The 22,124-nt window shown below is 40.4% G+C and carries 26 protein-coding genes and 1 other annotated feature; of the genes, 2 read left to right on the forward strand and 24 right to left on the reverse strand.

Translation table 11 applies throughout. The features are described from left to right. Positions 1-72 precede the first annotated feature (72 nt). The 17 genes from DWX61_RS19625 to DWX61_RS17200 all read right to left on the reverse strand — a co-directional run bounded on the left by DWX61_RS19625 (position 73) and on the right by DWX61_RS17200 (position 12,472). Entirely contained in the window at positions 73-258 is a 186-nt protein-coding gene (locus DWX61_RS19625; protein WP_330410786.1) for a DUF6262 family protein, read from the reverse strand. Continuing rightward, positions 255-587 (reverse strand): tyrosine-type recombinase/integrase, encoded by a 333-nt coding sequence (locus DWX61_RS19430; protein WP_270427823.1) that lies wholly within the window; start codon positions 585-587, stop codon positions 255-257. The genes DWX61_RS19625 and DWX61_RS19430 overlap by 4 nt, the downstream gene beginning before the upstream one ends. After that, complete coding sequence (locus DWX61_RS19715) at positions 556-1,287, reverse strand: S-adenosylmethionine synthetase N-terminal domain-containing protein (protein ID WP_330674934.1); 732 nt, start codon at positions 1,285-1,287, stop codon at positions 556-558. The genes DWX61_RS19430 and DWX61_RS19715 overlap by 32 nt, the downstream gene beginning before the upstream one ends. A 303-nt stretch (positions 1,288-1,590) precedes the next feature. Continuing rightward, entirely contained in the window at positions 1,591-2,079 is a 489-nt protein-coding gene (locus tag DWX61_RS17135; protein ID WP_270427824.1) for a type II toxin-antitoxin system PemK/MazF family toxin, read from the reverse strand. Further along, the gene (locus tag DWX61_RS17140; RefSeq protein WP_243875256.1) at positions 2,030-2,242 is read right to left on the reverse strand and encodes a TnpV protein; all 213 of its coding nucleotides are present in this window, start codon (positions 2,240-2,242) and stop codon (positions 2,030-2,032) included. Before DWX61_RS17140 ends, DWX61_RS17135 begins: the two co-directional genes overlap by 50 nt. A 227-nt stretch (positions 2,243-2,469) precedes the next feature. Beyond that, positions 2,470-3,027, reverse strand: coding sequence for a signal peptidase I (gene lepB / locus DWX61_RS17145; RefSeq protein WP_110103551.1), 558 nt, complete (start codon positions 3,025-3,027; stop codon positions 2,470-2,472). A 10-nt stretch (positions 3,028-3,037) separates the two neighbouring features. Beyond that, positions 3,038-3,475 carry a helix-turn-helix transcriptional regulator gene (locus tag DWX61_RS17150; RefSeq protein ID WP_118513945.1) on the reverse strand — a complete coding sequence of 146 codons (438 nt, stop codon included), beginning with the start codon at positions 3,473-3,475 and terminating at the stop codon, positions 3,038-3,040. A 155-nt stretch (positions 3,476-3,630) separates the two neighbouring features. Next, positions 3,631-5,019 (reverse strand): DUF4179 domain-containing protein, encoded by a 1,389-nt coding sequence (locus tag DWX61_RS17155; RefSeq protein ID WP_118626539.1) that lies wholly within the window; start codon positions 5,017-5,019, stop codon positions 3,631-3,633. After that, positions 5,016-5,573, reverse strand: coding sequence for an RNA polymerase sigma factor (locus DWX61_RS17160; RefSeq protein WP_114002530.1), 558 nt, complete (start codon positions 5,571-5,573; stop codon positions 5,016-5,018). The genes DWX61_RS17155 and DWX61_RS17160 overlap by 4 nt, the downstream gene beginning before the upstream one ends. Positions 5,574-6,147: 574 nt before the next feature. Next, positions 6,148-6,699, reverse strand: a complete 552-nt coding sequence (locus tag DWX61_RS17165; protein WP_022387878.1) for a hypothetical protein — start codon at positions 6,697-6,699, stop codon at positions 6,148-6,150. A gap of 21 nt (positions 6,700-6,720) precedes the next feature. Next, a complete protein-coding gene (locus DWX61_RS17170) occupies positions 6,721-6,960 on the reverse strand; it encodes a hypothetical protein (RefSeq protein WP_005423104.1) in 240 nt (79 codons plus the stop codon). Continuing rightward, complete coding sequence (locus DWX61_RS17175) at positions 6,953-7,468, reverse strand: hypothetical protein (RefSeq protein ID WP_117996891.1); 516 nt, start codon at positions 7,466-7,468, stop codon at positions 6,953-6,955. The genes DWX61_RS17170 and DWX61_RS17175 overlap by 8 nt, the downstream gene beginning before the upstream one ends. A 13-nt stretch (positions 7,469-7,481) precedes the next feature. Continuing rightward, positions 7,482-7,602: a sequence feature (ribosomal protein L10 leader region), on the reverse strand. A gap of 70 nt (positions 7,603-7,672) precedes the next feature. Then, entirely contained in the window at positions 7,673-8,011 is a 339-nt protein-coding gene (locus DWX61_RS17180) for a hypothetical protein (RefSeq protein ID WP_158583657.1), read from the reverse strand. Further along, complete coding sequence (locus DWX61_RS17185; RefSeq protein WP_147419640.1) at positions 8,005-8,316, reverse strand: hypothetical protein; 312 nt, start codon at positions 8,314-8,316, stop codon at positions 8,005-8,007. The genes DWX61_RS17180 and DWX61_RS17185 overlap by 7 nt, the downstream gene beginning before the upstream one ends. A gap of 136 nt (positions 8,317-8,452) precedes the next feature. Next, positions 8,453-10,312 carry an asparagine synthase (glutamine-hydrolyzing) gene (gene asnB / locus DWX61_RS17190; protein ID WP_118626543.1) on the reverse strand — a complete coding sequence of 620 codons (1,860 nt, stop codon included), beginning with the start codon at positions 10,310-10,312 and terminating at the stop codon, positions 8,453-8,455. 520 nt (positions 10,313-10,832) lie between these two features. Then, the gene (locus DWX61_RS17195) at positions 10,833-11,939 is read right to left on the reverse strand and encodes a DUF4179 domain-containing protein (RefSeq protein WP_118626545.1); all 1,107 of its coding nucleotides are present in this window, start codon (positions 11,937-11,939) and stop codon (positions 10,833-10,835) included. Next, complete coding sequence (locus DWX61_RS17200) at positions 11,933-12,472, reverse strand: RNA polymerase sigma factor (protein WP_118626547.1); 540 nt, start codon at positions 12,470-12,472, stop codon at positions 11,933-11,935. Before DWX61_RS17200 ends, DWX61_RS17195 begins: the two co-directional genes overlap by 7 nt. Positions 12,473-13,325: 853 nt before the next feature. Between DWX61_RS17200 and DWX61_RS17205 the strand changes: the two genes are divergently transcribed. Next, complete coding sequence (locus DWX61_RS17205) at positions 13,326-13,757, forward strand: RNA polymerase sigma factor (RefSeq protein WP_286188087.1); 432 nt, start codon at positions 13,326-13,328, stop codon at positions 13,755-13,757. Continuing rightward, positions 13,754-14,548 carry a hypothetical protein gene (locus tag DWX61_RS17210; protein WP_118626549.1) on the forward strand — a complete coding sequence of 265 codons (795 nt, stop codon included), beginning with the start codon at positions 13,754-13,756 and terminating at the stop codon, positions 14,546-14,548. Before DWX61_RS17205 ends, DWX61_RS17210 begins: the two co-directional genes overlap by 4 nt. Before the next feature lie 117 nt (positions 14,549-14,665). Here DWX61_RS17210 and DWX61_RS17215 read toward each other — a convergent pair whose 3' ends face one another. From DWX61_RS17215 to DWX61_RS17245, 7 genes are all read right to left on the reverse strand, one after another. Then, complete coding sequence (locus DWX61_RS17215) at positions 14,666-15,199, reverse strand: methylated-DNA--[protein]-cysteine S-methyltransferase (protein ID WP_118368754.1); 534 nt, start codon at positions 15,197-15,199, stop codon at positions 14,666-14,668. A gap of 114 nt (positions 15,200-15,313) precedes the next feature. Then, the gene (add, locus tag DWX61_RS17220) at positions 15,314-16,312 is read right to left on the reverse strand and encodes an adenosine deaminase (RefSeq protein ID WP_118368753.1); all 999 of its coding nucleotides are present in this window, start codon (positions 16,310-16,312) and stop codon (positions 15,314-15,316) included. A gap of 101 nt (positions 16,313-16,413) precedes the next feature. Beyond that, a complete protein-coding gene (locus DWX61_RS17225; protein WP_118626551.1) occupies positions 16,414-18,204 on the reverse strand; it encodes an aminopeptidase P family protein in 1,791 nt (596 codons plus the stop codon). 4 nt (positions 18,205-18,208) lie between these two features. Continuing rightward, positions 18,209-19,012: a bifunctional hydroxymethylpyrimidine kinase/phosphomethylpyrimidine kinase gene (gene thiD / locus DWX61_RS17230; protein WP_118626553.1), complete on the reverse strand. Its 804-nt coding sequence runs from the start codon at positions 19,010-19,012 to the stop codon at positions 18,209-18,211. Further along, positions 19,009-19,689, reverse strand: a complete 681-nt coding sequence (locus tag DWX61_RS17235; protein WP_182434040.1) for an HAD family hydrolase — start codon at positions 19,687-19,689, stop codon at positions 19,009-19,011. The genes thiD and DWX61_RS17235 overlap by 4 nt, the downstream gene beginning before the upstream one ends. Before the next feature lie 206 nt (positions 19,690-19,895). Beyond that, on the reverse strand, positions 19,896-21,308 hold the full coding sequence (locus DWX61_RS17240; RefSeq protein WP_118368750.1) for an amidophosphoribosyltransferase: 1,413 nt from the start codon (positions 21,306-21,308) through the stop codon (positions 19,896-19,898). A gap of 199 nt (positions 21,309-21,507) precedes the next feature. Beyond that, positions 21,508-21,975, reverse strand: coding sequence for a TspO/MBR family protein (locus DWX61_RS17245; RefSeq protein WP_270406350.1), 468 nt, complete (start codon positions 21,973-21,975; stop codon positions 21,508-21,510). Between the last annotated feature and the right edge of the window lie 149 nt (positions 21,976-22,124).

The following is a 22,124-nucleotide window of genomic DNA, read 5'->3' on the forward strand; positions in this document are numbered from 1 at the left end:
GGTTGTCTATTGCCATATCTAAAATCTTTCTTCTCTTATCTACCATGCCAGCCTGTAGCTACAAAGCACGATCTACTGCCTTTCGCACTTCCGGGTTCTTATAAAAAAACCTCTGGACAGTCCGGTCTTTTGCATCAGTTTTGGAACGGTCACTTTATCCTCTTCTTCAATCATTTCCAGGATCGTCAGCTTTGCCCTCTGAATCTTCTCCAAGCTCTGCTCATGGTTTACTTCCAGCATCTTGCCATATTTGCTCATACTCTTTCCCCCATCCGGCTCATCTCTGCTCTGATTTCTCTTGTTTCATCTGCGATGATCTGGCGGCTCATCTTCCGGTAAAATTTCACATTCTTTACGGATGTATGGCCCAGTAGTTTTGCGATGGTCCAGTCATCCAGATGCAGTTCTGTTAAGCGGATACCATATACATGACGGAACATATGCGTTCCGAAGCCGAATAGTTCTCCATGATCGTCCCGTAGATCTTTTTTCTGGATCAAATCCATCAGCTTGTTTTGAACGGTATTGTACTGCATAGGCTTCTTGCTATTTTTCTCATCCACAAAAAATGTAAACCGTATCTCCATACCTTTTCTTGGTATATTCCATTACTTTTTCAATCAGCAGTTCCAATTCTGCGCTGATAGGCTTCACAAAGGTAGTTGTTTTCATCTGCCGGATCTGGATCATAGGATGTCCGTCCTGCCGATACAGGCAGTCTGTCTGCAGAGTAAGGGTATCAGATATCCTTGTTCCTAACATCTGGTGGATGACCATAAGCCGCTCCATTTGCTCATCCAGCTCCGCAAGCGCTGCATTAAAACGAATCAGTTCACTGTCTGAATAAGATTTCAATTTCGGCTGCACCTGTCTGGGCAAGTCACTGGCCAGAAATAAAATTTCTAAATGTGGATACCCATATAATTTTCCAATGGTTTCCAGAGTTCCCCTAAGTCTTGTCAAATCCATTCGGTAATTATTCATGTCTTCCGCTTCTGTTGCAAGGTACATCAGATGTTCTTCCAGCAACTCCCGGTTCAGTTCTTCTGCCGAATGGATATCGGGATATGTTTCTTTCAGATATTTGGATAGTCTCCGGATGGCTGTCAGTTCTTTGATAATCTCTCCTGCCACAATAATATTTCCTTTTGTAGCAAGCACTTCGCAGGCTACTCTGGAATTTTCATCATTCTTCAGACACACATCCAAAATGGCATATGCAATCTGGTCACACAATTTATCCGGATGTCCTTCTGTTACTGCTTCTGCTGTATAAAATTTTCTCATATGAATTTCCTCTCTTTCATGCAAAAAAGGCAGGATACCTTCCTTTTCACGGGAACACATCCTGCCAGCTTTCTTATTACTTTCATTTTTTATTATCATAAATCTTTCCAAAGAAAAACTCCCCAGATAAACTGGGGAGCCTCCAGAAGCTATACCTTACGGTCCTACGGCTTCGTTTAAACATTTATAAAGTACCCACTGTATCTTGATTGCTCAAGCGTGGGACTTAATCATAGTATCTCTATTCTTCTTTATTATATGCAACTACCTTCTCTTTGTCAACAAATTTTTAGCAGTCACATTTTACAGGTTGTATGCTCTTTTGAATTTTCCTTTTACAAGATTAAAATCTTCCGGTGTTAAAGTACCAATACATCCTCGATTTGCATCCAGCCTTGCCTTACTAACTGCACGTATCTCCTCACACTGAATCATACTGTCTTTATCCAAAAATTCATAAGTATGCATAGACGCTGGTATGGTTCTTCCCGGAATCACTTGCTTTTCTTCATCTTCTGTATCAGAATATAACAAAAACCATGAATCCTGAATCGGCAAACATCTTGCGTTTACTTTTCCTTTTGCATCGGTAATACAAACAACTACCACTTTTTCAGAATTATTGATTTTATTATTGGACATCACCAGTACCGGACGCATTTTATTTTTTTCCGTTCCTATGTTGTATCCCAAATCACAAAACCATATTTGTCCATGTAAAACCTGTCTATGTTTATTCGTATTAAATACATAATAGGAAATACTTGTCCACTTCCAGAAGATGCTTTCCAAGCATATCCTGCAGAAGCATCACCTGATAGGTTGAATTTCGATGGTTTTTCAGATAATCTCTGCGAAGAAAACCATACTTGCCAAGTTGATCCATCTGCTCACCGGATTTATAAGTAAGATCTGGAAGCAGATATCCATTTACATTCGTATACGTTAGTTTCATTTTGTTAGCACTCTCCATTTCTCATCATTTTTTGACCACAAATTTACTACATTTACGACAAATCTGACACTGCTTTACAATACCAGACAAAATGACTGATACCCCGGAAAGCCTGTAAAACAGGCACTTTTGGGATACACAAGACAGGACAAAAATCGACTTCCATTATCAAATAAAAAACGCGAATATTCCAGTGCTTAATAAGCCACTGATATTCGCGTTTCTTATTATCCTAACCACTTGAAAGATGGATAGTATCTTACAACAGCTTTCCCCACAATCTGGTCAAATCGCACGAATTTATTTTTCCATGAACGTGAATCCTTCGAATCATTCCGGTTGTCACCAAGCATGAAATAACAGTTTTCCGGAACTGTATATGGACCATAACTTCCGATCATTTTCTCCGGAATGAAAGAGTCATCCAATGGAGTGGGTGAACCATCAATGTAAACTTTCCCATCCTTAATTTCCACTACCTCACCCGGCAGTCCGATCACTCTTTTGATAAAAAGACGGCTTTCATCATCTGGGTATTTGAATATTACAATATCAAATCGCTCCGGGTCCTTGAACTTTTCAGAAATTTCATAACCGAACAGATTAAGATTAATTCCATACGCAAGCCGAAAGCCGAAAAGGCGGTCTTTCACCATAAGTGTTTTTTCCATGGAGGGTGAAGGGATTTTTGCGTTAATCAAAACAACATTATTGATAACCAGGGTAATTGCCACTACTATTACAATCAATTTCACATAGCCTAACAGTTCACGCCAGATTTTCATATTCTCCACCTCACTGTTCTTCATCATTCATATATCTGAACAATCTTTTGTCATATTTTGCTTCGCGATACCATCCAATTCCGATCATGACCACGCCTAATACAATGGTAACCGTTCTGGCCATTGTATCGGCTGAAAACAGGCAGCTAATTACAATTCCAGTTCCTGCACCTGTAAAAAAGTCAATAACAGACTTTTCCCGTTTCAATGATCCAAGCACTCTTTCTTTATCCATGGTTTTTACCATTTTGACATCTTCCTTTATTAAGACATCGAGAGAAATATCAAAACGGTTGCTGATGTCTATGAGAATCTGCAGATCCGGATAGCTCTTTTCATTTTCCCAATTAGACACAGTCTGTCTGGTAACATGAAATATTTTTCCAAATTCCTCCTGGGTCAGTCCCTTTTCTTTTCGTATTTTTAATATCTGCGTTCCAATGTTCATATTGCTCTGCTCCTGTTCTTCCAATCGGTTTTGCTTTCTCACCTGGATTATATAAAAATTTCTGCCAAATGAAAAGCAATTTACCTTTTACAGTGAAAAAACAGGTATGCAAAGCTTCTTTGACATAGGATTTTTGAAAACAGATTCACGTTTCTCTACCTAATCTGAATCCTTATTTTATCCCCGACAGGTGTCCAACCGGATTCTGCAGTGATTTCACCTGTAGCTCCATCATAATATGCGCTTTCTTCGGTTCCGTAATCTTCGTCCGTTTTATCTGCTGCGTCGGTATTTTCTTTCTGGTCTGTATCGTCTTGAAGCCTTACTTCTGTGGGAGCATCTGCCCCTCCGATAATTTGAGTTTCAACCTGATCCTCTGCATCTGACGGATTTTTTTCCTCCAAAGTATCCTCCGGAACCTCTTCTACCTCTTCTGTAGTCTCACCAATTTCTACAAAATCGTCATCAACCCAGACAGTGTCTGCAGCAGCCATGTAAGGTTCTCTGGTATAAAGCTGTAATTCCAGATAATCGCTGTCAATATCCGGGAGCAAAAGAACCGGGCTGTCAGAATCCAGCTGATACATACCCCAGAAACTGGTTTTAAAACTCCATTGAGATTTACCATCTGCCGAATTACTGCGCAGTTCATACTGTACCTGATTTCCTTTACTGTCTGTCCCCATAAGCATCATCTCATTACCATTATACAGCTTTTCCTCAAGTTCTTCCGGAATTTCTGCCTTAATTATACTTTGCAGTTTATTCATGGAAAAGTCTGTTAATTTTACGGTTCCTTCTTCTGTTTTAACAGAAACATCTTCCAGCTTTTTATGAACTGTCTGTTTCATAAGCTCCTCATGGGAAATAGAAAAATCAAACTCAAACTCTGCGAAATAATCTTCGCCAAGATTTTCATTTTGATAGGCACCGAGTACCAAATGTACTTCCGGATTTTCTCCCAAATCACCATCAAGGAAAAATCGAGATTCCAGAACAGCATCATAGACATTTTCATCCAGTCCAGTATTTAGCAAATCTTCGTCCGAATATGGCAGATGGTGTCCGCTTTCGTATTCTTCAATTTTCTGTCCATTTATTGTAGTTTTCTGATAATCAATGTCAAGCTGTGTATTGGCAAAGGTCCAGGCATCCTGGACATCATCCGTGTCCTTTTGCCCGGAAGATGTTTTTTCTGCATGCACCTTTGTTAACAGAACCCCATTATCCAGAACAACTTCTTTTAATGTTACAGTAATTCCTTTGTCTTCCTTAGAAGTATTCAACACTTCCGTATAAGATTCAATACCTTTTGGGAAACCAAGGGTTTCTCCTATGGACAATGTAATATTTTTTATTGCAGCCTGGATATGTGGATTAGAAAAGATAACAGAACCCAAGGTGACGATCACACAGGCAGCTGCTGCTTTGCTCCACCCTTTTGGTCTCCGGTTTTCCTTTTTTTCACTCCATTCCCGCTCTGCTTCCTCTATATATTTCGGATCAATATTACCAAATTCTTTTGAAAAATCAAACTTTTTCATATGCGTCCTCCTTCTTTTTCCAACAGTTTCAACAGCTTTTTCCGGTTTCTGTATAAATTCATTTTCACGCTTCCCGCTGACATATGATGCCTTTTGGATATTGCAGAAACAGGATCTAAAAACCAGTATCTTCGTACAAAAATATTTCTGTCCTTTGGAGACATTTCTTCCAAAAAACGATTTATGGTTTCCATCAGTTCTTTTTCCGCCAGCTGTTCTTCCACGGTATAAGTTACATTTAGCTGCTCCATTTCCTCCATAACATCTGCCATATGAACATCCGGGCGCTTGCCTGCAAACTTTTTCCTTAAGCGGTCAATACTAAGATTTCTTGTAATCCGACCGCAAAAGTGTGCCAATACAGAAGGATGCGTAGGAGGAATCTGTGACCATACCGAAAACCAGGTATCATTCAGACATTCCTCGGCATCTTCTCTATTCGCCAATAAATTCCAGGCAATCTTGTAGCAATAGGGGTGATACTTAGTACTCAATTCTATAATTCCATTCTCATCTCTTTTCAAAAACAGGTTTATAATTTCATCATCATTCATTTACAGGTTGTCCTCCGGGTTTCTTTAAGATAAAAGTCACTGTCCATAATCTGACCAGCAACAGATAAGGCGCCTTTTTGAATAAAAAAATTTCCATTCATATTATATATCGTAAAAAATAGTGGATGGTAACAAAAAAATTTAAATTTTTTCAGTTGAGATCCAAACTACAGTTTTGGTTTTCAGAAGATTACCTTTTAGGGGTAAAAGTAATGAAAAGCAGCCGATATTCTCATTTTATATATCATGAGATACCGGCTGCAACTGCTGTTATAAAATATTTAGTCCAATAAAACTCCCTCTATTTGTATTTTTTAGAAAAGATTTGCACGTCTAACTCATCACTGAAATAACGAGAATGTGACGCACAATTATTCAAGTCGTTGAGTCGCTCTTGAAAGCAAAACCGTATTACACTTGTAAAAAAGGTCTGCCGCTTCTGCACTCAGATTTTTTAGCAAGTGTAATATTCTACATATTCCTGAACTATCCTTATGGAGTAACATATCACTGATATGGACAAACAGATACCTTTCGACGATCAATCAGTCTATTAATTGTTTTAGTACCAACATCAAATTGAATCAATTTCTTTATATAACTTTATTAATTGCCTAAGCAAATTTTCATATTCTTTTATTGTCTCATCCGAGTCAGACTCTTTTACTATATCCTTGTCATTTCGTAGATTAGAAATTTCAAATGGGTATTGGTTCAATAATTTGATTGTTTCTTTGCAATTTGGGATTAATTGATTTCTTTTATTATATGGAATCGCATTTATGCGCTCTCTTAAATTATGCCGCAGATTGTATGCAAGCCAGTCTGCCGTATCAAAAAAAGCACGATATTCATGTCCATATGCTTTCTCAAGATTTCCTTTGATATAAGAATAGTAATCGTATCCTTCCGGCACTTTTTTGGTTGTGCTAGCAAAAATCCTTACAATATGATCATATGCATCCCGGTGCTCTTTTAATGGCTGAATCAATGCATCCCCATTTTCTGATATTTCTTCGGCTGTAAGTAGATAAATTTTGGTTTTTTGATGTAATTGATATATCTTTTTCCACAACAGTCCAATCTCATCGTTTTGCATTAGATTAAAAACATTTTGTTCAGCCATTTAAAATACCCCGCTATTGAATTAATGAATTTTTAACTTTGACTCCTTTTCCCTCATTACCAGAAACGATTTTTCATCTAGAATACGGTCACCAAAAATCCGCCAGGATCCACGTCGCTTTATTCGGTACGCTTTAATAGTGGAGATTTGTCCGTTTTCACAGTTTCTTGAAAAATTTTTCCTATATTTAAAAGTTTCTACTATCCCCCATAGAGTTCCTGCAACTATAAAAAAAAGAAGTACTGCTACAGCTTCAATCATAATTATTCTCCTTATCATCCCAGTTGCATGCATCGTCACAATCGGACTGCATCCCAAGGTCTTTTGGTTCAATCACATTTCTTACACTACTACCTGCACTATATTTTTCTCTTCTGTAAATTATGCTAAGATGAACAAATATTTCTCTGTAAAGTAACAAAAGAATAAATCCAACAAATATACAGGATAGTAATATAACTCCTTTCCTAGATGCCACAGATTGCAATTGTGGATTTCCAAGGAAGCAAACTGCTGAAATCAAATCAATCAATGCAAGCAAAAACGTAATTCCCTGCAATAAATTCACTTGAAATACCTGTTTTTTCTTTGCAATCGAACACCCAGCATCATACATATTGTTAATTGCCTGCAATAATATCGTAATATAAAATGGTTTTATATCTGTCATGCTAAATCCACACACTAGTTCTATAAAAATGGTAGCCGTAAAAACCATAGTTTTTATCAGACATTCTAAATAGCTGTCCGTTGTAAGTTTTTCAATCACTCCATGCCCTTCCTTCGTAATCCAAAAAAAGCAGAGCCATCCCTCCAAAAGGAACGAACTCTGCTAATATTACAATCCTCGGCAGGATATTATGCCAAAGCCCCTACTTTCTTCGGATTTCTTATGTTTAATTTCTAAAAAACATTTGTATAATCATAACATTATACACCTTGAAAAGCAAGCATCTTTTTAAATTTTCAAAAATCAGATGGTATCAATCAGATCACTTCCACTAGTAATCTGACTCCAGTGATTTTCACGTTTGTCCGCATTTTTCTCAAAGTATGGAAGTCGCGTTTCTTCCAGTTTCTCCAGACATGGGATGCTTCCATCCAGATACTTTTTGATTCTCCGGATGGTACTGTTAAGTCTGGTAATCACAGATCCAAGTTTCACATCCATCAGTTCATAGCCAAAGGGCTTTGCTTCTGACATCCACAGGTCTTCTCTGAAAATTTTCATTTTTTCTAAATTATCTACGATTTCCGGAATTTCTTTTTCACAGATTTCTTTTAAAGCCGGTTTCTGGTTCTTATCTAAAATATTTTTATATGGACACCAAGATCTGCCTTATAGGTCAGCACTGCTGCCAGCTTTTCATAATAGGCAAATAGAGTAACATATTCCGGGGAATTCTCCTGGCAGATTTCCATCATCTTCTTTAATTTCTCATAGTAGGCACCTGTGCCAACGCCGCTCTCCACCACCTCCCGATCAAAAGTACCAGCCATTGGATCCTGGTACAAAAGATATTTAGATGGATTCTGCGCTTCCTGATTTGCCTTTCCATTTAAGAACAATGAGTCGAAAGCATCCAAAACCATAAAATCTTTCAGATTTCCACCCACATACTCCTTAAACTCTTCCTCCAATAATCCGAAAGTTTCTATACAAACAAATAAAGTTTTATCATAAAAGTCCCAAATACCATTGTCAACGGATTTTTCGTATATTTATATTTTTACCGTCTCATAACCAACTCTCTCACTTCGAACATGTAGCAAAAAATCTATCATACCAGATAAGGAATGTCAAAACTGTCCAGATTTTACGGCTGTTATCTGCCTTTTTCTCTTTGTGCTCTTTCAGAAGTAAAAGAAGCTTATCTGTATGAAAAAACTCTTCTGCTTCTTTCGAGGTAAATAACTCCTTTACCATCTGATACCAGTCATCCTGCCGCAGCCACACACGGATTGGAATTGGAAAACCAAGTTTCTTACGTTCATCGGTTTCCTGTGGTATGAATTGGGAAACAGCTTTACGGAAAATATATTTGGTTGTACCCGCTGCAATCTTGGCTTCTTTCGGAAGCTTGGCTGCAAAGTCAAAAACTTCTTTATCCAGAAATGGTACCCTGACTTCCAATGAATGTGCCATGCTCATTTTATCTGCCTTCTGCAAAATATCGCCAGGAAGCCAGTATCTCAGATCTACAGACTGCATTTTTTCCATGTCTTGAAGTGATCCTCTGTTTTCTGACTCAAGTTCTTCAAAAAATGGTCTTAAATATTCCTGTGTGGAAGGTCCTGTTACTTTATTTTTCAAAATCTGCGCTTTCTCTTTTTCACGGTAAATATATGCATTTCCGATGAAACGTTCTTCCACTTTCATTCCTGCACGGATAAGGAAATCCCGTCCCTTCACATCCGGCAGCTTTGCAGCCAGTTTTCCAATTACACGTCTGACACCAAATGGAATCCAGTCAATTTTTTTCAGTGATTCCGGTTCTCTGTAAATATTATATCCACCGAAAAGCTCGTCTGCTCCTTCTCCGGAAAGAACAACCTTGACATGACCTGCCGCCTCTTTTGAGAGAAAATAGAGTGCAACGGCGGAAGCATCAGCAAGGGGCTCATCCATATGATACATAACATCTGGAAGGGCATCCCAGAATTCCTGCTTGGATATGATTTTCACATGGTGTTTCAAACCTGCTTTTTCTGCCACTTTGGCAGCTTTGTTTACTTCACTATATCGGTCTCCCTCATCGAATCCCACTGTAAATGCCTGATCTGCACCAGAGGAAGAAGCCAGATAACCGGAATCCACTCCCCCGGATAAAAACGCGCCGACTTCCACATCACTTAACATATGGTGTTCCACTGAATCCTTTAAATTCTCTGCAAGCTGATTCCGCAGCTGCTCCATATTCGTCTTACGGTCCCATTGGCCTGGTGCAAGCTTTGTTTTGAAATAAGTCTTTATCTCATAGTTTCCGTTTTTATATAAAAGCATATGACCTGGCATAAGCTTATAAATCCCCCTAAAAAAAGTTTCTTCCAGAGGGGAATATTGAAATGACAAATACTGCTCCAGTGCCTTCTGATTTACTTTCCTTTCATAGCCTGGAAATGCAAGGATACTCTTAATTTCAGAAGCAAATACAAAGTGTCCATCTATTTCGGCATAGTACACAGGCTTAATTCCAAAAAAATCCCTTGCAAGCATCAAACTCTGCTCCTGTTCATTCCATACAGCAAACCCAAACATTCCCCTGAGCTTATCCAGTGCCTTCTCCCCATACTGCTGAATAGTATTTATCAGAACCTCCGTGTCAGAATGAGTACAGAAAGAAATGCCGAAAGCCTCAAGTTCTGCCCGCAGTTCCTTATAATTATAGATTTCTCCATTAAAAACAATATGAAGGTTTCCGTCCGTACTTTCCATAGGCTGCTGCCCATCTTCTAAATCAATAATACTAAGTCTTCGAAAGCCCAGCGTGATCTTCTCCCTGCAAAAAGAGCCCTCACTATCCGGACCCCTATGCTCAATGGCTTTCATCATCCTTTCAATTACTGTCTTCTGATCCTGTCTGTAACCTGTAAATCCACAGATTCCGCACATTTTATCCTCCGTATCTATTTGATGTAGTTTATACGCTGCAGCAACTTTTTTACCACAATTGAATCCCACATGGTCACATCGTAATCATAGTGGTCTGTGAGTCTGCGCCTCAGCTTGTGTTCTCCCTGTTTTTCTACAGATGTAGAAATCTTTTCTAATTCTACATCTATAGAATCAAAAAGTCAATCTTATTTTCTACAATTGTAGAATCTATGTCATATATTTGATTACCCGTCATGACATACCCCAATGACTCAGTTCTTACAGATTTTCAAACGGTGTGAATGCCTCACTGCTGATAAAATGAAAAGCCGGAAAAACGGTCTTTTGTTACAGAGCCATTTTTCCGACTGTATGGTTACCTATATTTAGTCAACTACCCATTACCTAAAGGTAATGGGCTTGGCAGACTTAGCCAAAAAGAACCGATATCAGTCTTGCAAAGACCTTGTATCGGTTCTTTTTGTATTTTCTCATTATCTAATTATGGGAGGATTTTTCTGTATCACCGAAAAAACTTTTATCCCCGCACTTCAAGCCACTGGTCAATGTTCCCAAAATGTACCGCCTGCAGGTTATCTACATCAACCAGTTGCGGGAAGCTGTTTCTGATGATCAGGACACCGTTTTCCTTATCCTGTTTTTCTCCACCGCCAGCGATGCCTCCCATGGTCCTATCAAGTGTTAAAACTGTTCCATCTTTATAACGCACCTGGTCAATACTAGTTCTGGCATAAAGATCCATGCCATAGTCCGTACCTGCGTACTCAAATTTGTTTTTTTCATCTTCATACACCTTCATAGCTTCATCATAATCAAGATATAATGACCATAAAAGGGGCGTTACTTCCATTTCTTTCACAGTGATTTCATAACCTCCAAAATCACATTTCCGGTTCACTTCCAGAGTTGTCGGAGGCTTTACTGCACCCAGAGTCCATTTAAAATCCCATGTTCCATCTGTAATAACAGTCGTATCATAATCTCCTTCCTCCGTAAGATTCTTTAATGTGATTTCTACTGTTTTATTACTCAGATCATAATCACCGTCATAGGATATACAGGCGTTAAAATGTTTAAGATGTGCAGAATTTTGATCTGTTTTCAGTAACACATCCTGTCCTACCCCAATATTGAAGCTTCCAAATCTGTTATCGTCCACTGCATATACTTCTTTTCCATCGATCTTAAAATGTGTCATCTCCTCAAAAGAAGTATGATCAGTCATAGAAATACTGTCATCTGTTTTCACTTCAAAAAAAGCATACAGGAATCCCTGATCCTGAATAGAATCTGTCAGGGTAACCGTCACACCATTTTGTGTTACAGACTGGTCTATATTCTGAATATAGGTTGATTCCTGCAGTGTCTTCTGCTGTTCTTCCGATGGCTCCAGTCTTTTCACCAGGTAATTATTCCATTTAAAGAACTCTTTTGCAGCTACAGTAACAGCCATACCAGTACAAATTACTGCTGCTGCAATCAATAATCGGCCACTGATTTTTTTTCTTTTGTATTTTTTATCAACTGAATCCGCCTGTTCAATCTGTTTTAGTGTATCTTCAAATTTATTATGAAAATCCTGTGGTACTTCCGGTGCGATATTATTCCATTTGTTCTCTAACATGACATTTTCCCCTTTCCTGTTATTCTTTTTAATTGCTTGCTGTTTTTCCCAGTTGCCGGTCTTTTCTCTTCTTCGGATAACTGCTCTTTCAAAAACTCTCTTGCACGTGAAAGTCTGCTTTTGATCGTTCCTTCCGGAATATCCAGAGCCTCACTGATCTCTTTCAATGAAAATCCTTCTAAATAATACAATGTTACCAAAACCCTCAGATCCTCCGGAAGTTCCATAATCGCCATATACAAATGACTGTATCTGTTCTTCTCAGTCGTTTTCATTTTGTCCATATATTCTTCATATGGAATAACATTTTTTCTTTTCCGAAGAATCCCTTTGCATTCATTGATCAATATCCTTGTGATCCATGTTCGGAAATATTTTTCTTTCTTTAAAGTGGGAAGTTTTTCATATGCCTTAAGAATTGTTTCCTGCACAGCATCCCCACAATCAGAGTCATTCTTCAGAATGGACTTTGATATATGATACAGCATGGCTTCTGCATCCCGAACCTCCTTAATAAATACATCTTTTGTCATAACTTTGTCTTCTCCTTTTGTCCAGCTGGATTACTACTCATGTTTACTTTTACACTAATTAGATGCATCGGAAAGGAAATCGGTTCTCATAAAAGTATTTTTTTCCGTTGCCTCTTCCATTGCCAACGAAATATCCACTTTTTTTAATCTCTGTTCTGTTTGTGTTTGTATTTTTTATGTAATTCCGTAATATATTCCTCAAGCTTCTCTTTGTCTTACTCTTCACAGGCGACAAAAACAAAACACTGCTTAGATCAATCCGATATGCTTTCCCTGTTTTCTCACCCAGTTTCTCTGTATATGTGCAATGAAAGATGAGATACTTTATCTCCATTCCAGACAGGTACGAAGAGCATGACTCTCACAAAGCAGTGTTGATTCAGATAGTTGGAACCGTTGTGTGCGGCTCAGTATAGATAATATCAGCAGAAATAAGGTATCTGCTGTCGGAACAGAAAAAGTTTCAAAATAGATCAAAAAATATTGCTGAAGTCTGCCTATCAGTGTTTTTTCGCTGTATAATGTTTTTGCCGTACAGGTTCACTTTCCTTTGTAATATTTTATGCCAAATTCATTATACATCAGAAAGTCCTGTACGATATTTTTTTATGAAAAAGTTGTAAAGTGGTGTATCAATATCGTAATTTTCCAAAAATGAAACTTTTTGCTCTTTGACAGGATATATAAGAATGTAAAGGTTAAAAGCTTTTAATTTTTGAAAATATTAAAAAGAAAGTAGGATTGATATGACAGATGAAGAAGAACTTTTGCAGCGTCTCAGGAACAGAGAAAAAATTCAATAGATGAAGCAATCCGAATTTATACGCCGTATTTGAGTACTGTTTTGTATCATATGACCGGCAATTCACTGCCGAAAGAGGATATTGAAGAAATTGTGGCAGATGTGTTTGTTGTACTTTGGAAGAATACCGGGAGGATAGATTTACAGAAAGGTACATTACGGTCATATCTTGCTGCTGTTGCCCGGAATTTTGCTCTGAAACGGATAAACAGAAAGATGGATCATACATCTCTTGAAGATATTGAACTGTCAGATGGCAAAAATTTCATGGAAGAGAATTTTCACAATAATTATGTATGGGAAACAGTTATGAGCCTTGGCGAACCTGACAGCGAGATTTTTGTAAGGCGGTATAAATTTGATGAAAAAATCAAGGATATTTCAAAAGCAATGGGACTTAATATTTCTACAGTTAAGACCAGACTTTCAAGAGGAAAAAGAAAACTCAGAAAAATGTTATCGGATGCGGAGGAAAAATTATGAGAAGAAAAAATTTGCTTAAAGAATTGGGAATACAAAAACAGGCAGATATTTCCTGCAATGCTCTTGATATTGATACAGAGAATGTCAGACAGAGAGTTTATGCAAAACTTGACTTCGCAGATACAGAAAGGAAGCAAACGACTATGAGATCAAAAAAGAAAATATTACCTTTGTTGATAGCTGCAACACTTACAATTGGAGTTACTGCTATGGCAGCAACAGGAAAGATTTCAATGTGGACAGGTTCATCTGCATCACGTGCTGATTATACATCTCTTCCAACGTCAGAACAGATTACAAAGGATATTGGGTATAGACCGGTATTGATTGATACCTTTGAGAACGGGTACTGCTTCAAAGAGGGCAATATTATAAAAAACAGTTTTAAGGATGGCAATGCAAATGTAATTGAGAATTTTAAATCTGTGTCCTTTGATTATCAGAAGAATGGAGATGTTGTATCGTTTGAACAGCAGAAATTTAACTCAAAGCTTACTCCGTCAGGTGATATTATTGCCACTGTAAATAGAACAAATTTGTATTATGTACATTATATAAATAAAGTGGTATCGGATGATTACGAATTGACAGAACAAGATAAAAAAGACCAGTCCAGTGGAAAAGTTGTATTCAGTTACGATGACAGCACTTCTCAGATTGAAGTCAGTCAGGTTCAAAGCGTTAACTGGAATAAGGATGGCATCCAGTATGATCTGCTGCAAATAGATGGAAAATTACCTGCCGGAGAACTTGCAGATATGGCGAGAGAGGTTATTAATAACAGAAGATAATCGAGTAGGAGGGAGTGATTAGCTCCCGCCCTTTTATCGAAACCGCCGTGCGTACCGTTTGGTACACGGCGGTTTCAATGAGTTGACGTGCACAGACTGATAGGCTTCCAATACATGCTACAGTGCAGTGCCCTTCCCGGGAATAAATAAACGGCTCATATCTGCATGCTCCAGTTCAAGAAGCGCTATTTTTTTGTCAATGCCTCCGGCATATCCTGTCAGGCTGCCATTTGCGCCTACTACACGATGACAGGGAATGATAATAGAAACTTTGTTGTGTCCAACTGCACCGCCTACAGCTTGTGCAGACATATGAGAAAGCTGCTGCATTTCAGCTACTCTTCGTGCAATCTCTCCATATGTGATCGTCTGCCCATAAGGAATCTGTAATAAAATCTGCCATACTGCCTGTCTGAATGCGGATCCGGAAGGATGAAGAGGGGGAGTAAATGTGGGGTCCTCACCGGAGAAATATATATCCAGCCATTTTTTTGCCTCTGTAAGGATTTTCGTCTCCTGCACTATTCTTTTATCAGGAAGTGTATTGGCAAAATATTTCTGGCCTTCAAACCACAGACCGGTAAGCCCAATATCATCGGCAGCCAGTAAAATATTTCCCAGAGGTGATAAATATGTAGAGATATAGATCATTTTCAACCTGCCTTTCAAAAATCATATTCTCCCATATATGATGAACAGAATACCGGTCAATGTCAAGATGGCATACAGTAAGAATTATGTTAATGCGATCGTAGCTTCCAAGGTTCAGAAAAGAAGCTGTTCTTTCAGTTTCCATTTTCTGTTCCTGGAAGTAAAGGCTGCCTCCACAGAATTCAGAAGTAGCAGCCTTTTCTGCTCCTGGGTAAGATTTAACAGAGATTCCATATATCGGAATTCCCGGGAGAGGGTTGTTCTTTCAATCGCCGGATCATCGGTATTTAAGGTTACCTTAAGTCCCATTTCGAGAAATGCTTTCAGCGGATAATCAGACATTTCTTCCACAGCTTTTGTCTGGCGGTTGCTTGTAGGACACATTTCCAGAAAAATCCCCTTATCCTTTACAAGCTGTATCACTTCCTTATTTCCTGCAATCCTCACACCATGGCCGATCCTGACCGCACCCATATGGACAGCTGTTTTTACATCCTCTGCATTTCCGGCCTCGCCTGCATGGATGGTAAATGGAACCTGATATTCTCTTGCTTTTGCAAAAAGTGCCTCGTAATTTTCTGTTGGAAAGAGTGCCTCGGCTCCTGCAAGATCGATAGCAACCACGCCGCCATCTTCAACAAGATATTTTTTTGCCAGCTCCAGAGTTTCCAGATTTTCTTTCTGGTTAAGATCACCGCGCATACAGCATAAGATCAGATTACCGGGGATGGGAGCTCTTTTCAGACCACGTAATGCAGCATGGATCGCTGTTTCCTGAGTCATTTCCTTCTGTGTATGGAACTGTGGGGCAAAACGAAGTTCTGCGTAGATCACACCGTCTTCTTTCATTTCAGAAAGGATAAGATAAACAGCTTCTTCCAATGCCTCTTCTGTCTGAAGAAGGGAAAGAGGCAGGTCAAAGCATTTCAGAAAATCATTGAGATTTTCGCAGGTATCCGGTACAGAAAGGAGAGAAAGAAGCTCTTCATCTGTTGCAGCCGGAAGTGTGATCTGCTGCAATGCGGCAAGTCTTCTGGCTATCTCTGGGGTAATGCAGCCGTCCAGATGTGCGTGGAGATCGATGTAGTGATTAATGATATTTTCTGTTTTCATAGGCGTTAAGTACCTCCCTGTCAGGATTTATTCTTATCCCGGAAATGATTTTATATTTCTTAAGGTATCTGCCGGAATGAAATATTAAAGTGAATTCCGAGTTATATTTCCTGTGTGGCTTTTTTTAACCAGGATTTCTCTTCTTCATTCAGATATGGGGAAATTTTTTCGTATACAAGGGCATGATACTGATTGAGCAATTTGCGCTCTCCTGCTTCCATCTGTCCCGGATCTATACCTTCCAGATCAAATGGTACCAGGGTCAGTGGCTCAAATTTCATAAACTGGCCGTAGGATGTTTTTTCAGCTTTTTTGCAGACTACAAGATTTTCGTGACGGATGCCGAATTCATTTTCCGCATAATATCCCGGTTCATCGGAGGTGATCATTCCTTCTTCCAGAACAGGAGCCGGAAGCTCGGCAGGGCTTTTCCAGCGGAAGCTCTGCGGTCCTTCGTGTACATTGAGAAGATAACCTACGCCATGGCCTGTTCCGTGGTTATAATCCTCTCCCATAGCCCAGAGAGGTCCTCTGGCCAGTGTATCCAGATTCAGGCCGGTACAGCCGTAACGGAATTTTGCTGCTGCCAGGTGCAGGTGTCCACGGAGTACTGCTGTGAAATATTTTTTTTCTTTTTCAGTAACCGGGCCAAGTACAACGGTGCGGGTGATATCAGTGGTGCCCTCCAGATAATGTCCGCCTGTATCCATCAGAACCAGCCCTTTTGGCTCCAGTGGAATATTGGTTTCTTCTGTTGCACTGTAATGGACAATGGCTCCATGTGCACCGTAGGCAATGATGGGATCAAAGCTGTTTCCCTGAAAATTCTCCTGTACGGAACGGAATTCATAGAGCTTATCAGCAGCGGAAAGCTCGGTGATCTTCTTCATTCCCACATTTTTCTTCAGCCAGTGGATAAACTTCACCATTGCAACGCCATCTTTGAGGTGGGCAGTCTTTTCATTCTGGACTTCGGTTTCATTTTTGATGGCTTTTGGGAGAAGGGTCAGATTTTCACCGTCTAGGACCGTTACCTGCTTCGGAATACTGCTGACCAGCCGGCTGTTTACATTGCTTCTCGAAAGATATACCTTTTTCTCTTCGGGGATCGTCTGTACATAGGTGTAAATATCATCATATGGATAAATGGCAATACCGTCTTTGGAAAGTGCTTCCTTAACAGAATCCGAAAAGGCTTTTTCATTGACAAAAAGACGGAGTTCACTGTCATCCAGCACAAGATAGGAAAGAACTACCGGGCAGCAGTGGATATCATTTCCGCGGATATTTAAAAGCCATGCAATGTCATCAAGAGAAGTGAGGATAAAGAGGTCTGCCCCCTTCTCTTTCAGTTTGCTGCGGATTTCCCGGATTTTGTCTGCTCTGGACCTTCCGGCCCATTTTTCGGATAATTCCATTACCGGTTTACAGGAAAGTGCCGGACGATCATCCCAGATATTTCCGATGAGATCCTCATTTACAGAAAAACGTACCTGTTTTTTCTGAAGGATTTTTTCCAGCGTCTCTGCTTCTTCTGCGCTTACGGTACGGCCATCGAAGCCGAGACACATTCCCTTTTTCAAATTTTCTTCCAGGAATTTGTGAATCGTTGGTACGTCCGGTTCTCCTATTTTAAACAGAGTAACCGGCGTTCCCTCTAACTGCTGTGCAGCCTGGATAAAATATCTTCCGTCTGTCCAGAGTCCGGCCATATCCTGCATGATCACGGCAGTTCCGGCAGAACCGGTAAATCCAGTGATGTATTTTCTGCATTTAAAATAATCTCCAACATACTCAGAACCATGAAAATCATCGGTCGGAACCAGATAAGCATCGATTCCCTTTTCCTTCATTTGTTTTCGAAGAGCTGTGATACGTTCTGTAACTGTCATAATCTTATGCCTCCTCTGTATAACTGTTCTTTATCGCAAAGCCATGATCCATAGGGCCGCTTCCTTTTCCCAGATCCAGCATGGCAGCAAGGGCTCCGGAAATATAGTCCTTGGCACGGTTTACAGATTCCACCATGGAAAATCCCTTTGCAAGGTTGGAAGCGATGGCTGAGGAAAGAGTACATCCTGTTCCGTGGGTATTGGGATTGTCGATCCTTTTTCCCTCAAACCACTGATATGTTCCATTTACATAGAGAAGATCATTGGCATCATTGAGCTTATGTCCGCCCTTGCAGAGAACTGCACAGTGATATTGCTCGGAAACCTGTTTTGCAGCTTCGATCATATCATCGGCGCTTTTGATCTTCCGTCCGGTAAGCACCTCGGTTTCCGGGATATTGGGGGTGAGAAGATCTGCAAGAGGAAACAGTTCCTCCTTCAGAACATCCACCGCCTCCTCGCTGATCAGTCTTGCACCACTGGTGGCAACCATAACCGGGTCCACCACGATGTTTTTTGCCCGATACCAGCGGAGCTTTCCTGCGATCATATGGATCAGATTACTTTCGGAAACCATTCCGATCTTTACTGCATCCGGAAAGATATCCGTAAAAATACAGTCCAGCTCCTGCCCCAGGAACTCTGCGGTTGCATTCTGGATGGCTGTGACACCGGTGGTGTTCTGGGCAGTCAGTGCGGTGATGGCACTCATGGCGTATACTCCGTTTGCCATCATGGTTTTAATATCGGCCTGGATCCCGGCTCCTCCGCTGGAATCGCTGCCTGCGATGGTTAATGCTGTTTTCATCTTTGGTTTCCTCCGTTTTCTGTGAATATATGATTCTGTAACTCTGTCAGATCCCGACAGTAGATATAGGCATCCTTTTTCAGCTGTTCCTGATCCGGTTCTCCCAATGCGTCATAAATACCGGCAGTCAGAAATCCTGCTTTTCCGGCAGTCTGCAACGCGTAGAGCGAATCCTCCACAACCAGCGTCCGGGATGGATCCGATCCCAGTGCTTCTGCTGCTGTAAAATAGACCTTCGGAGAATGTTTGCTTTCTCCGGTCTCACTGGTGGTATAGATTTTATTAAAAAAAGAAAGAAGTCCGTTTCTTTCCAGTGCCCGGCAGATATGTTCCCTGGGGCTTGATGTTGCCACAGCAGCCGGGATTTTCTGTTCTGTAAGACATTGAAGAAGCTCCCTGGCACCTGATTTTGCCGGGACCTCTTCAAAATAGTATTTACGGATCCGGGCTTTCAGATCCATCACGATCTTTTCTTCGGAATACTCAAGAGTAAACCTGTTTTTCAGCCAGGCCGCTCCCTGCTCCATACTCATGGGAAAAAGGATTTCATCCATTCCCGCAACCGGCTGATATCCCAGATCTGTAATATATCGTTTTCCAAGCTCCTTCCAGACAGAAAGCGAGTCCAGAAGGACACCATCTGCATCAAATATCATGGCTTTTATAGGAAAAATCATGTTTATACTCCTGAAAAATTTTTTGTTATACTCTGTCATTGGAACATTACGAAATAATTTTCCATGATATAAAAAAATGACATAAAAAACGCGGATATATCACAAAAGATATATCCGCATTTATTATAAGCCGCAGATTCCCAAAATGCAACCGGGAGTTAATGAGGCTCATCTGAAACAGTAGCTCTCTGTTTTCAAAATATTTTTTATTCTTTACCGTTAAAACAATATGTGCATACATTACAAGGATCGATTCCAATGGATTCCAGAAGATCATCCAGTCTGTGATAACGGAGAGTGGTAAAATTCTGCATCTTGCAGATATCCTGTACCATCTGCTCGTATTTCTCTGTATGTGGATCTGCATATTCATCCAGAATTTCCTGCGGACAGTTGGGGCCTTCTCTTTTTTCAATCACCTGACGTGTGATCAGCTCCATCTCAGATTTGGAACGTGAGAAGTTTAAGTATTTGCAGCCGTACATGATCGGCGGGCAGGCAGGACGAACATGAACCTCCTTGGCACCGCTGCGGTACAGAAATTCAGTTGTTTCGCGGAGCTGGGTACCACGTACGATGGAGTCGTCTATGAGAAGAAGTTTTTTATCCTTGATCAGCGCACGTACCGGGATCAGCTTCATTTTTGCAATGAGGTTACGTTGGTTCTGATTGGTCGGCATAAAAGATCTGGGCCAGGTTGGTGTATATTTGATGAAAGGTCTTGCGTAAGGAATGCCGGATTCATTGGCGTATCCAATGGCATGGGCAATGCCGGAATCCGGAACACCGGCTACAATGTCCGGATGCACGGAATCGCCGTCTCTCTTTGCAAGCATGCTTCCACAGCGGTAGCGCATCTCCTCTACATTTACACCTTCATAAGAGGCTGTCGGATATCCGTAGTAAACCCAGAGGAAAGAACAGATCTTCATTTTCTTTCCAGGCTTAACCAGAGTTTTAACTTCGTCTGCTGTTACGAATACGATCTCTCCAGGGCCTAGCTCTTTATAATCTTCGTATCCAAGGTTGATATAGGCATGACTTTCAAAAGAAATACAGTATGACCCTTCTTTGTGGCCAATTTCCACAGGAGTTCGTCCCATCTTGTCACGGGCTGCATAAATTCCGTCTTTTGTCATAAGAAGCAGAGTCATGGAGCCATCGATCAGGCCCTGTACGTACTGGATACCTTCCACAAAATTGTCCTTTTCACAGATTAGTGCAGCGATCAGTTCGGTCACATTGACTGTTCCGTTGGTCATCTCCTGAAAATGTACCTTGGTCGTATTGTACAGCTGCTGCAGAAGTTCATCATAATTATTGATCTTTCCCACAAAAGTGAGGGCAAAGCTGCCGATCCTGGAACTGAACAGAAGGGGCTGGGGCTCATAATCAGAAATACATCCGATTCCCATATTTCCCTTCATGGAACCCACATCTCCGTCAAATTTTGTACGGAAAGGCGTGTTCTCAATGTTGTGGATGGCACGGTCAAATCCACTTTCTCCGTAAACCGCCATACCTCCGCGTCGTGTTCCCAGATGAGAATGGTAATCCACTCCGTAAAAAAGCTCCAGTACACAGTCATCCTTCGATGCTACTCCAAAAAATCCACTCATAATGTGCTCCTCTCTACTACCATAATGCTAACGATTTTTGTTGTCGTTTGTACATCCATAATCGCTATCAGTATAGCATAAGAGAATTGAAAATAAAAACCAATTTGGCGGATATTCCTGCTTTTTCAGAATAAATTATAATGATATTAGCCGGATTTATAGAAGCAGAAAGCATTTTATGCGTGAGGCAAATGTTCCGTCAGTTCCAAAGTGCGATAAACAGATTCAGGTAACCGGCAAAAGTCAGCCATGCCAGATACGGGACCATCAGATATGCAGCATTCCGGGAAAACTCCCCGAATGTGCAGATACAGCAATATACAAGTCCCCACAGAAAAATAAGCCAGAGAAATGCAAAGCCATACCATCCTGCCCCAAAGAAGAAAAACGGCCATAGGAAATTCACAGCAAGCTGGATCCCATATAAAGTAAGAGCCTTATCTCTGGCTCTGCTTTTGGGCCTGGATGCGATCAAGAACGAAGCAATCCCCATCATGATAAAAAGAATCGTCCATACAACCGGGAACAGCCATCCTGGCGGCGATAAGGGAGGCTTATTTAATGTTGCAAATACTTTCATTCCGTTTCTGGTAAAAAAACCGGAAACAGCTCCGGTCGCCAGAGGCACTGCAATGCAGGTGATCAGTTTTCTGGTATCTTTTTTCAAAAATATCCCCCTTTCTGGCCTGAGAAGATCTGCGGACAGCATTCATTTTCTCTGTTTATTATATTTCAGGATGCCGGTTTCTATACAATCATAATCGAGTAGGAGGGAGTGATTAGCTCCCGTCCTCTCACACCACCGTGCGTACCGTT

The sequence above is a fragment of the Ruminococcus sp. AF20-12LB genome (genome assembly GCF_003478985.1).
GTDB lineage: Bacteria > Bacillota > Clostridia > Lachnospirales > Lachnospiraceae > Blautia_A.